The following is a 13,895-nucleotide window of genomic DNA, read 5'->3' as shown; positions in this document are numbered from 1 at the left end:
CCATCCCCCCGAATGCCTTAAGGAGCGCAACCGCATGTTGGATCTCGAAGAGAAGTACCTTGACCTGGAGAGCCGGGTGAGGACGGTCGAGATGGCTTTTCTGATCACTCGAGAGGCCCGAGCCATCAGGGCCGAGATGAAGGCCGGCTGCAACTCGCTCAACGAGCGCCTCGAACAGCTCGATCAGCGCTTCGAGCAGATCGAGATCGGCGAGCGCTTCGAGCAAGCGGGCCAGAGGTAGCCAGCCCAGGCGAAAGGGCGAGGCCCGGGGAGGTGCCCCCCGGGCCTCGTCAGTGCACTCGCAGAGCGCTCAGTACGTGAAGGTCAGCGCCGTACGCGGACGAAGTCCGTGGCGCTGTCGTCGCCGTTGGTGGCCGCGTCACCGCGGAACACGAACTTCCAGTGGCCGGAGGTCCAGGCCCTGGCCTTGGTGTAGAGGCGGCCGCTGTCGCCGGAGGCAGTGGTCTTGACGTACTGCCACTTCTTGGAGCCGAGCGGCTTGAAGTAGAGCGCCACCTTGCCGGCGTAGCCCTCCCACGAGCCGTCGTCCGAGACCAGCAGCACGCCCCTGAACTTCAGGGTGCCGCCGCGCTTGGCCGGCTGGGGTAGGCGTCGAACTTGATCAGCCGGGTGTCCTTCTTGGGCTCGTTGACCTGGACCCGGTCGGGACGGCTGACGGTGCCGTCGACGCCGCGGGTGCCGCGGTACTCGGCGCGCCACCAGCCGGACTTCTGCGCCGTGGCGGTGGCGGAGAAGCGGCCGCCGCGCCCGGTCACGTCGCTGGTGACGTACTCCCACCGGCGCGAGCCGTCGGCCCGGAAGAAGATGGACACGCGCTGGCCGGACAGGCCGCCGCGGCGCTCGGCGCGCAGGGTGCCGCTGAAGCGGAGCCTGTCGCCCTTGTCCACGGGCTCGGGACGGACGTCGAAGCCGGAGATCCGGCTGGCGAGGTTGGGCCGCCTGACGTCCACGCGGTCGGAGTCGCTGACGGTGCCCCGCGCGGTCGCGGTGGCCGCGAACTCGGCCCGCCACCAGCCGGTGGACCGGGCGCGTACGTTCGCGGAGAACCAGCCGCCGCGCCCGCTGGTCACCTTGGTGACCTCGCGGTAGTCGTCGGAGCCGCGCTCGCGGAAGGTGATGGAGACGCTCTGGCCGGGGTAGGCCTTGCCGTCGGCGAGCAGCGCGCAGGCGACCTTGATGGGCTTGCCCCTGGTGACCCGGCCGGGTTCGGCCTTGAAGCCGGCGATCCGGGTGGTGAGCGCCTTGACGACCTCGAAGGAGCCGGTCTTGGTGGCCTCGCCGTCACCGAAGGCGGTGGCGGTGTACGTCCACTTGCCGGCGGCGCTCGCGCCGAACGACCTGGTGCCGGTCCACTTCAGGCCGCCCCGGATGCGCGACGAGGTGACGGGCACCGCGGCGCCGTTCAGCTTGAGCTCGGCCTTCTCCGCGAACCTCGTGGTGAACGTGAACGTGACGGCGACGTCCTTGTCGAACACCACGATCGGGACCGCGGGGCGCAGGCCCACGGTGCTGATGCTCGGTACGGGAGCCGCCGCTGCCGCGGCCGGGCCCGCGGCGAGTGCCCCGGCCCCCAGAACGAGGGCGAGGGCGGCTACACGGATGCGTTGCAACATGCGGGTTCCTTTCTGGAGACCCCATTGGTTTCAACGCGGCATTGAGGGTGCCACGCGTGTGCTCCTAGTAGACGTGGCCCCCGCGGTGAAGGTTGTGAATTCTGACAAACAGTTATCTACAGGGGTCAATCGGACCGCTCCACAACATCTCGCCTGCGTCCGGAAGACGTCAGCGCCGATCAAAGACATAATCGGGGGTGTGGCGCGCGACACAGTAGAGACTCATTTCACCCAGGCCGTTGCAATGCTGGAAGCGGGCACTCCGCGAGATCCGGGGCTTCCGATCCGGGACGGCACGTCACTGACCGGTGCGCAGTGCAGGACGCTCTACCGGCGCCAGCTCGACAGCCGGCTGCTCGACATCGCGGCCCGGTGGCTGCGCGAGCGTGATGAGGGCTTCTACACGATCGGCTCGGCCGGTCACGAGGGCAACGCGGCGGTGGCCGCCGCCTTGCGTCCCGGCGACCCTGCGCTGCTCCACTACCGCTCGGGCGCGTTCTACCTCACCCGTTCCGAGCAGGCGGGCAGGCTGCCCGAGCAGGGCATCCGCGACGTGCTGCTGGGACTGACCGCCTCGTCAGAGGAGCCCATCGCGGGCGGGCGGCACAAGGTTTTCGGCCATCCCGACCTGGCCGTCATCCCCCAGACGTCCACGATCGCCAGCCACCTGCCGAGGGCGGTGGGCGTGGCGTTCGCGATCGAGCGGGCGCGGTCGCTGGGCGTGCCGTCCGCCTGGCCGGAGGACGCGATCGCGGTGTGCAGCTTCGGCGACGCCTCGATCAACCACGCGAGCGCGCAGACCGGCTTCAACACCGCCGCCTACGCCACCTACCAGGGGCTGGGCATGCCGCTTTTGTTCGTCTGCGAGGACAACGGCATCGGCATCAGCGTGCGCACGCCCAAGGGCTGGGTGGAGGCCGCGGTGCGGCGGCCGGGCATCGAATACTTCGCCGCCGACGGGTGCGACCTGGCCGAGGCGTACGACGTGGCCGTGCGCGCCGTCGAGCACGTACGCGAGCGCCGCTCCCCCGCGTTCCTGCACCTGCGGACCGTGCGGCTGATGGGGCACGCCGGGTCCGACGTCGAGTCCGCCTACCGCACCCAGCGCGAGATCAAGGCCGACCTCGCCCGCGACCCGCTGCTGCGCACCGCGGCGATGCTGGTGGAGGCGGGGCTGGAGACGCCGGACGAGCTGCTCAAGCAGTACGAGCTGGCGCGCGAGCACATCCTGCTCATCGCCCAGGAGACCGCCCGCCGCCCGCGGCTCGGCTCGGCCAAGGAGGTCATGGAGCCGATCGCGCCGCGCAAGCCCGAGCTGATCGCCAAGATCAGCCCGATGGCGGCCTCGCCCGCGGTGAGGGAGAAGGCGTTCGCCGGGGCGCTGCCGGAGAACGACAAGCCGCTGACCCTCTCGCAGTCCATCAACCGCACGCTCGCCGACGCGCTGGCCGTCTACCCCGAGCTGACCGTGTTCGGCGAGGACGTCGGCAAGAAGGGCGGTGTCTACGGCGTGACCAGGGGGCTGCAGAAGCGGTTCGGCCCCGGCCGGGTCTTCGACACGCTGCTCGACGAGCAGGCCATCCTGGGCCTCGCGCTCGGGCAGGGCGTGTCGCGGCTGCTGCCCGTACCCGAGATCCAATATCTCGCCTACCTGCACAACGCGCTCGACCAGATCCGCGGCGAGGGCTCGACGCTGTCGTTCTTCTCGCGCGGCGCCTACACCAACCCGATGGTGGTGCGGGTGGCCGGCTACGCCTACCAGAAGGGGTTCGGCGGCCACTTCCACAACGACAACGCGGTGGCCGCGCTGCGCGACATCCCCGGCCTGGTCATCGCCTCACCGGCGCGGCCCGACGACGCCTCGGCCATGCTGCGCACGTGCCTGGCGGCGGCCCGTACGGCCGGGTCGGTGTGCGTGTTCCTGGAGCCGATCGCGCTCTACCACACCCGTGACCTGTTCGAGGACGGCGACGGCGGCTGGCTGGCCCCGTACGCGCCGCCCTCGCGCTGGGCCGAGACGCACGTGCCGATCGGCAAGGCCCGCTCCTACGGCGACGGGCGCGACCTGACGATCGTCACGTTCGGCAACGGGGTGCGGATGAGCCTGCGCGCCGCGGTGCGGCTCACCCAGGAGGGGTACGGCTGCCGCGTGCTCGACCTGCGCTGGCTGGCGCCGCTGCCGATCGAGGACCTGCTGCGCTCGGCCGAGCTGACGGGCGCCGTGCTGATCGCCGACGAGACCCGGCACTCCGGCGGCGTCTCCGAGGGCATCGTGGCCGAGCTGCTCGACGCCGGGTTCACCGGGAAGGTCGCGCGGGTGACGTCGGAGGACAGCTTCATCCCGCTCGGCCCGGCGGCCGATCACGTGCTGCTGTCGGAGGAGGAGATCGAGCAGGCGGCGCGCAAGCTACTCGGCTGAGCGGGCCACCGCTCCCCTGATGCAGTACGGCTCCGACCAGGCGACCGTCGAGTTCTCCGAGATCTGGACCGGCACGCCCACCAGGAAGCAGTAGCCGCTGTCCGGGTCGAGGCCGGTGACCTTGGCCGTGGTCGCGCCCTGCCCGAGCGCGGTGACGGTCTGCCTGCCCTGCTCGCCCGGGGAGCGCTGGATGACCACCGGATGGCGGCGGGCGGCTTCTGGCAGCGTCCACTTCAGCTCGATCAGCGCGCCCTGGTCGGCGGTCAGCTTGACCTCGCGGGGCGCGTAGGCCGATACATCCTGCCCGCCCTGCGGGCGTTGCGTGCCCGTGGCCGTCGTCGGAGTGGTGGTGGTCGTGCCGGGCCGGTCCGGCGGCTGGGAGAGGAAGACGGCCAGCGCCGTGCCGCCGACCGCGATCACCGCCACGGCGGCGGCGATCAGGAGGATGGTGCGGGTACGCGCGCTGCTTGCGCCCGGGTTCGGTGCGGGCTGGGAGTGCTGGGGCGGCGGCGCCTGTAACGACGGCGACCCCTGCACCGGCGGGGACCCCTGCACCGGCGGCGACCCCTGCACTGCCGGCGACCCCTGCACTGCCGGTGGCCCTTGCACTGCCGGTGGCCCCTGCATCGGCGACGGTCCCTGCGCCGGCGGCCCTCCCATGGGCGGCTGGGGCGGGGGAAGGTACTGGCCCGTCGCGGGGAACGCCCCGCTCGTGGCCGCAGCGGCTCCGGTCGGCGCCTGGTGCTGCCCTGTCGCCGGGAAAGCCCGGGCACCCGATGAGTGGTGCGGGTTCGTACCGGAGGGTGCGGCGTGCTGCGCGCCTGTACCGGAAGGGGTGACGTACTGCGAGCCCGTGCCTGAAGGGGCGGAGTGCTGCGGGCCCGTCGCGGGGAAGGCGGTGCCGCTCGAGGACGCGGGCGCGGCGGTGCCGGCGCCGATCAGGTCGGTGACCGGCAGGCCGAGCTCCGCCTGCACGGCCTGGAGGTGCCGGGCGAGCTCGCGCGCCGACCCGTACCTGGCCTCCGGCTGCTTGGCCATCGCGCGCAGCACCGGCGCGAGCACCGCGGGCGGCACGTCGGGGCGGTTGATCGGCGGCGGCTCGGCGTTCAGCACCCGGTACATCAGCGGCGCGATCGACGGGTCCGCCGGGTTGTGGAAGGCGGGCTGCCCGGCCAGCAGGTGATAGAGGGTGGAGCCGAGCGAGTAGACGTCGGTGGCGGCCGAGTGAGGGCGTCCGGTGAGCACCTCGGGGGCGGCGTGCAGCGGCGTGAACGCCTGCGAGGTGGCCGAGATCTCCGCCGCGTCGACCACCCTGGCCACGCCGAAGTCGGCGATCGCCGGCTCGCCGTAGCGGGAGATGAGGATGTTCTGCGGCTTGATGTCGCCGTGCAGCACCCCGGCCTCGTGGACGGCCGCCAGCGCCCCGGCCAGCTTGACGCCGGTGCGCAGCACGTCGGGGACCGGCAGCGGCCCCTCCCTGCGGATCCGGTCGCGCAGCGAGCCGTTCTCGAAGAAGTCCATCGCGATGTACGGCTTGCCGGACGCGGTCATGCCGGTGTCGAAGACGGTGACGACGTTGGGGTGGCCGGTGAGGCGGCCGGTGAGCTGCAACTCGCGCTGGAACCTGCGCATGGTCCGCTGGTCGACCCGGTCGACGGACAGCACCTTCAGCGCCACGACCCGGTCGAGGCGCTCCTGGTAGGCGCGGTAAACGACGGCGAATCCGCCCTGGCCAACCTGATCGAGTACCCGGTAGCCGGGTGCGTCCTCGACTGGCAGCACTCCACTCTCCCCCCGTTGCTGTGGAGTTTAGTGGGAAATAGCGGGATCAGAGGGGATTCATGAGGTACGCACCGAACGCCATGGACGCCAGTGCCACCAGCAGGAAGAAGAACACGTAGAAGCCGCCGGGCAGGAACGTCAGCCGGGCGAGCTGGTCGGCGTCGGAGTCTCTGGCCTGCCTGCGGCGCCGCTTCTGCTGCAGCTCGATGATCGGCCGGATGCCGCCGAAGAGCAGGAACCAGGTGGCGACCAGGGCCACGACCTGCTGGACCCCGGCGGGGGCGTACATGATCAGGGCGAAGACGGCGCCGCCGGTGACGAGGAGGATGAGGGCGCCGTACAGGTTGCGGATCAGCAGCAGCATGCAGACTAAGAGCAGCAGCACGCCCCAGATCAGCAGCGTGATGTGGCCCTGCTCGGTGAGCCACGCGGCGCCCAGCCCGAGCAGCGGCGGCGCGATGTAGCCCGCCATCGCGGTCAGCACCATGCCGGGACCGGTGGGCCTGCCCCTGGTCAGCGTCACGCCCGAGGTGTCGGAGTGCAGCCGGATGCCTTCGAGCTTGCGCCGGGTGAGCAGCGCCATGAGGGCGTGGCCGCCCTCATGGGCGATCGTGATCAGGCCGCGGGAGACCTGCCAGGGCATGCGGAAGCCGACGATCACGAGCGCCGCGAGCGCCGAGCCCGCCACCACCCAGGGCTCGGGGTCGGGTTGCGTGGCGATCAGGTGGGCCCAGAACTTGTCCATCGAGGACAAACCCTAATCGCTTCGCCGGGTCCGCGGAGTCCCTGCGGAAGCGGCGGCGCACGCGGAGTGATAATGGCCGCAGCCATTTCCGATCATGAGGGGGCCTGCCCATGGAACTCGGACTGCACATTCAGCACTTCACCTGGCCGGGCGGGGCGGAGCGGCTCGAGGAGACGCTGCAGATCTGCCGTCAGATGTGGAGCGGCGGCCAGGAGCCGTACGAGGGGCGGCACTACCGGCTGGAACGCACGCTGAACTCGCCGCAGAGCGTCAGCCGGCCGCACCCCAAGATCATGATCGGCGGTTCCGGCGAGCAGAAGACGCTGCGCCTGGTCGCCAAGTACGCCGACGCCTGCAACATCTTCGGCGGCCCCGACGTCACCCGTAAGCTCGACGTGCTGCGCGGCCACTGCGAGCGCGAGGGCCGCGACTACGACGAGATCGAGAAGACGAGCGTGCTGGCGCTCGGGCCCGACGACGATGCGGGCCGCGTGCTCGACCAGCTCAGGAGCCTGCACGAGCTCGGCTTCACCGCCGTCTACGTGACCGCCCGCGCCGGCGACCAGCTCAAGGCGATCGAGCTGCTGGGCGGCGAGGTGATCCCGCAGATCTCCACCTGGTGAAGCCCCTTCGGGGTGTTTAGGGTGTCGTGCGTGGTATCTGACGCCGAAGTGCCTGGCTGGTGGCGACGGCTGGGGCTGCCCGGCCTGATCGACCTGCACGTGCACTTCCTGCCCGAACGCATGGAACGCCGGGTGTGGCACCACTTCCACCACGGCGGGCCGCTGATGGGCGACGGGTGGCCCATCACGTACGAGTGGCCGGTCGACAAGCGGGTCGAGCGGCTGCGGGAGCTGGGCGTGCGGACGTTCCCCGCGCTGGCGTACGCCCACAAACCCGGCATGGCGTCCGACCTGAACGCCTGGACGCTCGGCTTCGCCCGCCGCACCCCGGGCTGCCTGCCGTCCGCGACCTTCTACCCCGAGCCGGGCGTGGAGGCGTACGCGCGGAAGGCGCTCGACGACGGCGCCCGGATCTTCAAGGTGCACCTGCAGGTGGGCGGGTTCGATCCGCGGGTGCCCGAGCTGGACGGCGTGTGGGGGCTGCTGGCCGAGTCGGGGGTGCCGGTCGTGGTGCACGCGAGCTCGGTGCCCGTGCCCGGTGGACATGTCGGGATCGAGCCCATCGCCGAGGTGCTGCGCCGCCATCCGGCGCTGCGGGTGGTGATCGCGCACCTCGGCATGCCCGAGTACGACCCGTTCTTCGAGCTGGCCGCCCGCTACGAACGGGTCGCGCTGGACACCACGATGGCCTTCACCGACTTCAGCGAGAAGCGCATGCCGTTCCCCGACCGGCTGCGGCCCGCGCTGCGTGATCTCGGCCTGGCGGGGAAGGTGGTGCTGGGCACGGACTTCCCCACGATCCCGTACTCGTACGCGCACCAGCTCGACGCGCTGGCCCGCCTCGATCTGGGCGATGCCTGGTTGCGGGCCGTGTGCTGGGACAACGGTGCCGCCATGATCTGATAGAAGGGTGAACGATCGGCACGTGGCGCTCATCAGCGCTTTCTACGACGCTCTCGGCCGCGCGGACTTCGCGGCCATGGAGCGCTGTTACCACCCCGAAGTCAGTTTCAGCGATCCCATCTTCCAGGAGGTCGAGGGGCGCGACCGGGTGATGAGGATGTGGCGGCTGCAGCTCGGCGTGCGCGACGGGCTGAAGTCCGAATATCGTGACGTGACAGCCGACGACTTCACCGGCACCGCCCACTGGACGGCCCGCTACACCTTCTCCAGCACGGGCCGCCAGGTCGTCAACGAGATCGACGCGCTGTTCAGGTTCGAAGACGACCTGATCGTCCGCCATCGTGACGACTTCGACTTCAAGCGCTGGTCGAAGATGGCGCTGGGCCGGCCGCACGGGCTGGTGTTCGGCTGGACGCCCATGTGGCGTAAGACCATCAGAGACCGTGCGACACAGCAGCTCAACGAGCTGATGAGCTCGTCTTAGTTCTTTCCGGTTGGGAGGTTCGCCCATGGCCAGGGTGAGGGGTCTCAGGCGCGGCGGAGAAACCCGCGAGGAGGCGCCGGAACACTCGATGGACCCGCGCGCCGTGGAGGAGCATCCCTATCGGCCGACCGTGATCGACAACGCCATCTACCGCGACGGCGAGCGGGTCGACAACCCCGGCTCGCTCGCCGACGCCTTCGAACGCCTCAAGCAGATGCCCGACTCCATGGCGTGGATCGGGCTCTACCGGCCCAAGGAGTGGGAGCTGGTCAAGCTCGGCGAGGAGTTCGAGCTGCACGAGCTGGCCCTCGAGGACGCCATCGTCGGCTCCCAGCGGCCCAAGGCCGACCGTTACGGCGACACCCTCTTCGTCGTGCTGCGCGCCGCCCGCTACCTCGACGACGTGGAGGAGGTCGCCTTCGGCGAGCTGCACGTCTTCGTCGGCCCCAACTTCGTGATCACCGTACGCCATGCCGAGGCGCCCGACCTGCAGGGCGTCCGCAAGCGCATGGAGTCGGACCCCGACCTGCTGCGTCAAGGCCCGCAGGCCGTCCTGTACGCGATACTCGACGCCGTCGTGGACGGGTACGCGCCGGTCGTGGCCGGGCTGCAGAAGGACATCGAGGAGATCGAGGTCCAGGTCTTCAGCGGCGACCCGTCGGTGTCGCGGCGCGTCTACGAGCTGTCCGGCGAGGTGATCGAGTTCCAGCGGGCCACCGCGCCGCTGGTCGGCATGATCCACGGGTTCATCGCCGGCGCCCGCAAGTACGGCGTCACCGACGAGCTGCAGAGCTACCTGCGCGACGTCGCCGACCACGCGATCACCGTGACCGAGCGCATCTCGTCCTTCCGCCAGATGCTGCAGAACATCCTCGTCGTCAACTCCACGCTGGTCACCCAGGCGCAGAACGCCGAGATGGCGCGCATGACGGAGGCCAGCATCCAGCAGGGCGAGGAGGTCAAGAAGATCTCCGCCTGGGCGGCCATCCTCTTCGCGCCGACGCTGGTGGGGACCATTTACGGGATGAATTTTGATTTCATGCCGGAAACGCACTGGGTGTTCGGGTATCCGTTCGCGCTCGTGCTCATGGGCGTGGTGTGCCTGGTGCTGTACATGGTCTTCAAGCGGAGAGACTGGCTCTGAGCCGCGCACCTTTCCGGATATTTCATGAAAGAGTCCTGAAGGGTCGGAGAACACCAAACGGGTCCTCCACGGAATGGATCTCCCCGACGGGCTCGGGCCCGGATTCTCGGCGCGGCGGAAGAACGCGCAAGGCAGGAGCATCGCGTTCGTCTACGGGTGGACGCCCGATCACGAGAAGCTACTGTCCGTCAACATCATGGAAGGCGCGCCGGGGCGGGATTCGGTGGCGGATGCGGTCGAATTCTTCCGGCAGTTGAAGCCGTTGCTGCTGGACTCCCCCTCGCCCGATGGCCCGGGGTAGCGGTCAGGCCGCCTGGGGGACCGGCATGGTGGTCAGGAGTTCGGTGAGTGCGGCGGCGGCGGTGATGTCGCGGAGCTCGGCCTCGGGGGTGAGGATGAGGCGGTGTGCCAGCACGGGCACGGCGAGCGCCTTGACGTCCTCGGGCACCACATAGTGCCGTCCCGCGGCGGCGGCCTTGACGCGGGCGGCGCGCAGCAGGGCGAGGCTGCCGCGCGGGCTCGCGCCCAGGCGCAGGTGCGGGCTGGTACGGGTGGCCGCGCACAGCGAGACGATGTAGTCGTAGACGGGGTCGGCCACGTGGATGCGGGAGGCGAAGTCGATCATTCCGGCGACGTCCGACGAGCGCGCCACCACGGGCAGCCGGTCCACCTGCGGCCCGGTGGGCATGCCCTTGAGCACCTCGACCTCCGAGGCGTGGTCGGGGTAGCCGACGGAGATCTTCATCAGGAACCGGTCGAGCTGGGCCTCGGGCAGCGGGTACGTGCCGTCCATGTCGACGGGGTTCTGCGTGGCGACGACGAGGAACGGCCTGGGCACCGGGTGGGGTTCGGCGTCGACGGTGACCCGGCGTTCCTCCATGACCTCCAGGAGCGCGGCCTGCGTCTTCGGCGAGGCGCGGTTGATCTCGTCGGCGAGCACGATGTTGGCGAAGACCGGCCCGTGGTGGAACTCGAACGTCTGCTGCGCCTGGTTGAAGATGGACACGCCGGTGATGTCGCTGGGCAGCAGGTCGGGCGTGAACTGGATGCGCCGCCATTCGGCGTCCACGCTGGCGGCGAGCGAGCGGGCGAGCGTCGTCTTGCCGGTGCCGGGGACGTCCTCGACGAGCAGGTGACCCTCGGCGAACAGGCAGATCAGGGCCAGCTCGATGGCTTCGTGCTTGCCCCTGATGACGCGTTCGATGTTGCTGGCGAGCAGGCGGAAGCGCTGCGCGAACTGGCCGGCGAGCTGGGCGTTCTGCTGCTGGACCTGCGCGCTCTGCTGGGCCTGCGCGTTCTGCGGAAGCTGGGGGCTCTGCTGGAGCTGGGCGTTCTGCTGGAGCTGGGCGGAGGCGTCGTACGGCCCGGTGTGCTGAGGGTGGACGGCCTGCTGCTGGTGCTGGTACGGCGGCACAGCCTGCTCGGCAGCGTCCGGGTAGCGGTAGGCGGCCTGCTCGGCGTGGTCCTGGTAGTGGTACTGGGTCAACTGAGTCCCCTTCTCAGCCGGCGTACTCGGAGAGCGGCCCTCCGGTGGAGGCCACGGCGGTCCTGCCATGCTGCGAGTGGCACAAAGTCCCGCACCCCCGACATGTACGACTGCGCACCGTTGCCCCCGTATTACCGTGCATCACCCTAGCGCCCGCAGATCACTCGCGTGGACGTACCGGCTGGTAGCGATGGGATCGGCGGTGCGGGCGTGCATGGAGTGTCGGTCCGAAGCCGTACCTTAGTGCCCGTGTCCGAACAGCCCCTGACCCTCGACTCCGTGCTGACCGACGAGGCGGTCCTGTCGACCTACCGCCGCATGTTCGCCGCGCTGGCCCGCGACAGCGGGGCGGTGGTCGACGATCCGGCCATGGTCGACATCGCCGAGACGTTGTTCGCGGCGTTCGCCGAGGCGGGCGAGGAGTGGCTGACGCACGAGCAGATGCGCTTCGCCTGCCGGGCCTACCCCACCGACCAGTTCGACAACCGGCTGCGGGTGCTCAAGGGGCTGGGCGCGATCCGCGAGGTGTTCCCCAAGCCCAACCAGCTCCGCTACCGCGCGTCGTTCACGAGCGTGGTGGGGCTGATGTTCATCAGGCGGATGATGGACGACGGCGGCCAGTCGGAGATGCACCGGCTGCTCGCGCTCGAGGACCTCAATGTCGCCGATCCGCGCACCACGATGGAGGAGGCCAGGCAGAGTGCGCTCAACCTGGCGCGGGCGTTCCGGCTGTGGGCGCTGGAGCTGATCACGCTCACCCACGGCACCATCGAGGAGCTGCGCGAGCAGGCGCCCAAGCTGTGGGGCACCGAGGAGATCGCCCAGCGGGCGCAGGGCCTGCACGCCACGATCCTGACCCGCTGGCCGGAGCTCGACCGGGTCTGCACCGACCTGCGCGCGGCCATCTACGCCTACAGCGACGCCTCACGGCGGGCGGCCTGGCTGGCCGACTCGGCGGGCACCACCCGTAATCTCACGCTGCTGCCGACCGAGACGTGGCGCACGTTCGCGCAGACCGCGTCGAAGGAGCGGCTGGCGGCGGTGCTCGACGGGTTCGTGTTCGACGCGCCCGCGCCTTGGCACGATCCCGCGGCGATCGCCCGCGCGGTCGACGAGGCGCCGCGTCCCGCGCCCGCGCAGCCCACTCCCCCGCGTTCCAACCTGCCCGATCCGGGTCCCGAGTCCGAGCTGGACACCTCGCAGGACGCCGCGCTCGAGCGGCTGCGGCAGACGGCGGAGTCGCTGCTCGGCGATGCCGACCGGGTGGCGCTGCGCGACGCGCTGGGCTCCGACTGGGCGGCGGCGCGGCGTGTGCTGGCCGACCTGACCACCGTCGATCTGCGGCCCGAGCTTCCCTACCGCCTGGTCTGGTCCGACGGGCTCGCCATCGATCCCGACCGCGAGCCCACCTGGCTGTCCGAGGGTTACCTGGAGCGCGTCCATGGCTGAACGTCCCGTGCCGGAGCCCGCGGCTCTCGCCCACGCCCGCGCCCGCTCGGGCGGTCCCGTCAAGCTCGGCGCCGCGGAGCCCGCGCCGCCCGGCATGATGCGCCTGACCAGGGCCGACTCCACCGGCGAAGCGCTGCCGGTGTGGCCTGACGGTGTGACGCCGTCGCTGCTCGACGAGCATCAGGTGGCGCCGGTGCCGGTGGAGCGCTCCGGCGAGACGCGGCGGGTGCTGGCGGCGGTGCTCAAGTGCTGCTGGCAGGACCTGTCGGCCGGCCCGTGGCCGGGCCGGCCCGCCCGTCGACGTGGTGCTCGACACCTATCGCGAGCTGATCGGCCGTACCGACGACCTGATGCGCAACTGGGCGGTGGGCGCGCTGCGGCGGCTGCACGACTCCGCGTGGGTGGTGCTGGACGACGGCGTGGTGACGCTGGGCCCGCGCTGCGCCCTGTGGCCGCCCGAGTCGCACGCGCAGCTTCAAGAGCTCGTACGCCGGCTGCCCGAGCCCGCGCGTCCCGAGCTGACCGTGGTGCCCGACGACGACCTGGTGGCCGCCGGGCAGAGCGCCGTCGGCGGCGAGGCGGGCGGCAGGGCGGAGCCGGCCATGGCCGAGTTCGACGACCTGCTGAGCGGCTACGACGAGCGGCGCAGGGCCGAGCTGGTGGCGGCGTTCATGGTGGTCGAGCACGCGGCCGAGCCGGTGCAGGAGGTGCGCTTCGCCGCCCTGCGCGACCCGGCGCTGCGCCACACGCTGGCCGAGATGCTGGCCAGGCGCGGCCGTACGCTGATCCAGCACCGCGACCGCTGGATCTCCGGCTACGACGACGCCGTCGCCGCCCGCGTCGCCGCCGATGGCCCGGCCCGGCTGGGGGTGAGCGAGCGCGCGGTGCTGACGCTCATCCTCGTGCACTCGGTCGCCATCCCGCGCGCCGAGGGCCTGCTGCCCGAGGACTCCTGGCTGTCGCCGCACCCCACACCGGCCGACGAGCTGCGCCGCCACACCCAGCTGCCGATCGGCGAGCTGGAGTCGGCGCTGCGCGTGCTGCGGCACGCGGGGCTGATCAGCCAGGTGAAGGCGGGCGAGGAGGCGGGCGGCTACGTGCCGGGGCCGCAGTTCCACCGGCTCACCCCCGCGGCGCGGCGGCGGTTGCAGGAGGAGCTGATCCTGGCAGCCGGGCCCAACACGCCGCTCGCGGCGGCGGTGCTCGCCCGAAGGTCGGCCAAATGA

14 protein-coding genes are annotated in these 13,895 nt (G+C 70.9%); 9 read left to right on the top strand and 5 right to left on the bottom strand.

The window, feature by feature from the left end; genetic code table 11:
• Nucleotides 1-34: 34 nt before the first annotated feature.
• The gene (locus WBK31_RS06325) at nt 35-241 is read left to right on the top strand and encodes a hypothetical protein (protein WP_406674465.1); all 207 of its coding nucleotides are present in this window, start codon (nt 35-37) and stop codon (nt 239-241) included.
• A gap of 83 nt (nt 242-324) precedes the next feature.
• On the opposite strand, the gene WBK31_RS06320 is transcribed toward WBK31_RS06325, so the two are convergent.
• Nucleotides 325-564: a hypothetical protein gene (locus WBK31_RS06320; protein WP_406674464.1), complete on the bottom strand. Its 240-nt coding sequence runs from the start codon at nt 562-564 to the stop codon at nt 325-327.
• An 11-nt stretch (nt 565-575) separates the two neighbouring features.
• A complete protein-coding gene (locus WBK31_RS06315) occupies nt 576-1,634 on the bottom strand; it encodes a hypothetical protein (RefSeq protein WP_406674463.1) in 1,059 nt (352 codons plus the stop codon).
• A 244-nt stretch (nt 1,635-1,878) separates the two neighbouring features.
• On the opposite strand from WBK31_RS06315, the gene WBK31_RS06310 reads away from it, so the two are divergent.
• A complete protein-coding gene (locus WBK31_RS06310; RefSeq protein ID WP_364067643.1) occupies nt 1,879-4,053 on the top strand; it encodes a thiamine pyrophosphate-dependent enzyme in 2,175 nt (724 codons plus the stop codon).
• Here WBK31_RS06310 and WBK31_RS06305 read toward each other — a convergent pair.
• A complete protein-coding gene (locus WBK31_RS06305) occupies nt 4,042-5,835 on the bottom strand; it encodes a protein kinase domain-containing protein (RefSeq protein ID WP_406674462.1) in 1,794 nt (597 codons plus the stop codon). The genes WBK31_RS06310 and WBK31_RS06305 overlap by 12 nt on opposite strands.
• Before the next feature lie 46 nt (nt 5,836-5,881).
• Nucleotides 5,882-6,580, bottom strand: a complete 699-nt coding sequence (locus tag WBK31_RS06300; RefSeq protein WP_364067639.1) for a M50 family metallopeptidase — start codon at nt 6,578-6,580, stop codon at nt 5,882-5,884.
• A 110-nt stretch (nt 6,581-6,690) separates the two neighbouring features.
• Here WBK31_RS06300 and WBK31_RS06295 point away from each other — a divergent pair, with 110 nt between their 5' ends.
• The 5 genes from WBK31_RS06295 (at nt 6,691) to WBK31_RS06275 (ending at nt 10,035) form a co-directional block, all read left to right on the top strand.
• Nucleotides 6,691-7,203 (top strand): LLM class flavin-dependent oxidoreductase, encoded by a 513-nt coding sequence (locus WBK31_RS06295; protein WP_378784329.1) that lies wholly within the window; start codon nt 6,691-6,693, stop codon nt 7,201-7,203.
• 21 nt (nt 7,204-7,224) lie between these two features.
• Entirely contained in the window at nt 7,225-8,106 is an 882-nt protein-coding gene (locus WBK31_RS06290; RefSeq protein WP_364067635.1) for an amidohydrolase family protein, read from the top strand.
• A 7-nt stretch (nt 8,107-8,113) separates the two neighbouring features.
• Nucleotides 8,114-8,590, top strand: a complete 477-nt coding sequence (locus WBK31_RS06285) for a nuclear transport factor 2 family protein (protein ID WP_364067633.1) — start codon at nt 8,114-8,116, stop codon at nt 8,588-8,590.
• Nucleotides 8,591-8,615: 25 nt separating this feature from the next.
• A complete protein-coding gene (locus tag WBK31_RS06280; protein WP_364067631.1) occupies nt 8,616-9,734 on the top strand; it encodes a magnesium and cobalt transport protein CorA in 1,119 nt (372 codons plus the stop codon).
• 73 nt (nt 9,735-9,807) lie between these two features.
• On the top strand, nt 9,808-10,035 hold the full coding sequence (locus WBK31_RS06275; protein ID WP_378784333.1) for a hypothetical protein: 228 nt from the start codon (nt 9,808-9,810) through the stop codon (nt 10,033-10,035).
• Between the two features lie 3 nt (nt 10,036-10,038).
• On the opposite strand, the gene WBK31_RS06270 is transcribed toward WBK31_RS06275, so the two are convergent.
• On the bottom strand, nt 10,039-11,220 hold the full coding sequence (locus tag WBK31_RS06270) for an AAA family ATPase (protein WP_406674461.1): 1,182 nt from the start codon (nt 11,218-11,220) through the stop codon (nt 10,039-10,041).
• Nucleotides 11,221-11,469: 249 nt separating this feature from the next.
• Here WBK31_RS06270 and WBK31_RS06265 point away from each other — a divergent pair, with 249 nt between their 5' ends.
• Nucleotides 11,470-12,669 carry a hypothetical protein gene (locus WBK31_RS06265; RefSeq protein ID WP_378784337.1) on the top strand — a complete coding sequence of 400 codons (1,200 nt, stop codon included), beginning with the start codon at nt 11,470-11,472 and terminating at the stop codon, nt 12,667-12,669.
• A gap of 305 nt (nt 12,670-12,974) precedes the next feature.
• Complete coding sequence (locus tag WBK31_RS06260; protein ID WP_406674460.1) at nt 12,975-13,895, top strand: hypothetical protein; 921 nt, start codon at nt 12,975-12,977, stop codon at nt 13,893-13,895.

It is taken from the genome of Nonomuraea sp. N2-4H, assembly GCF_045291505.1.
GTDB classification, from domain to species: Bacteria; Actinomycetota; Actinomycetes; order Streptosporangiales; family Streptosporangiaceae; genus Nonomuraea; species Nonomuraea fastidiosa.
Note: the sequence above shows the minus strand (reverse complement) of the source record. Positions and strands in the feature narration are given on the sequence as shown.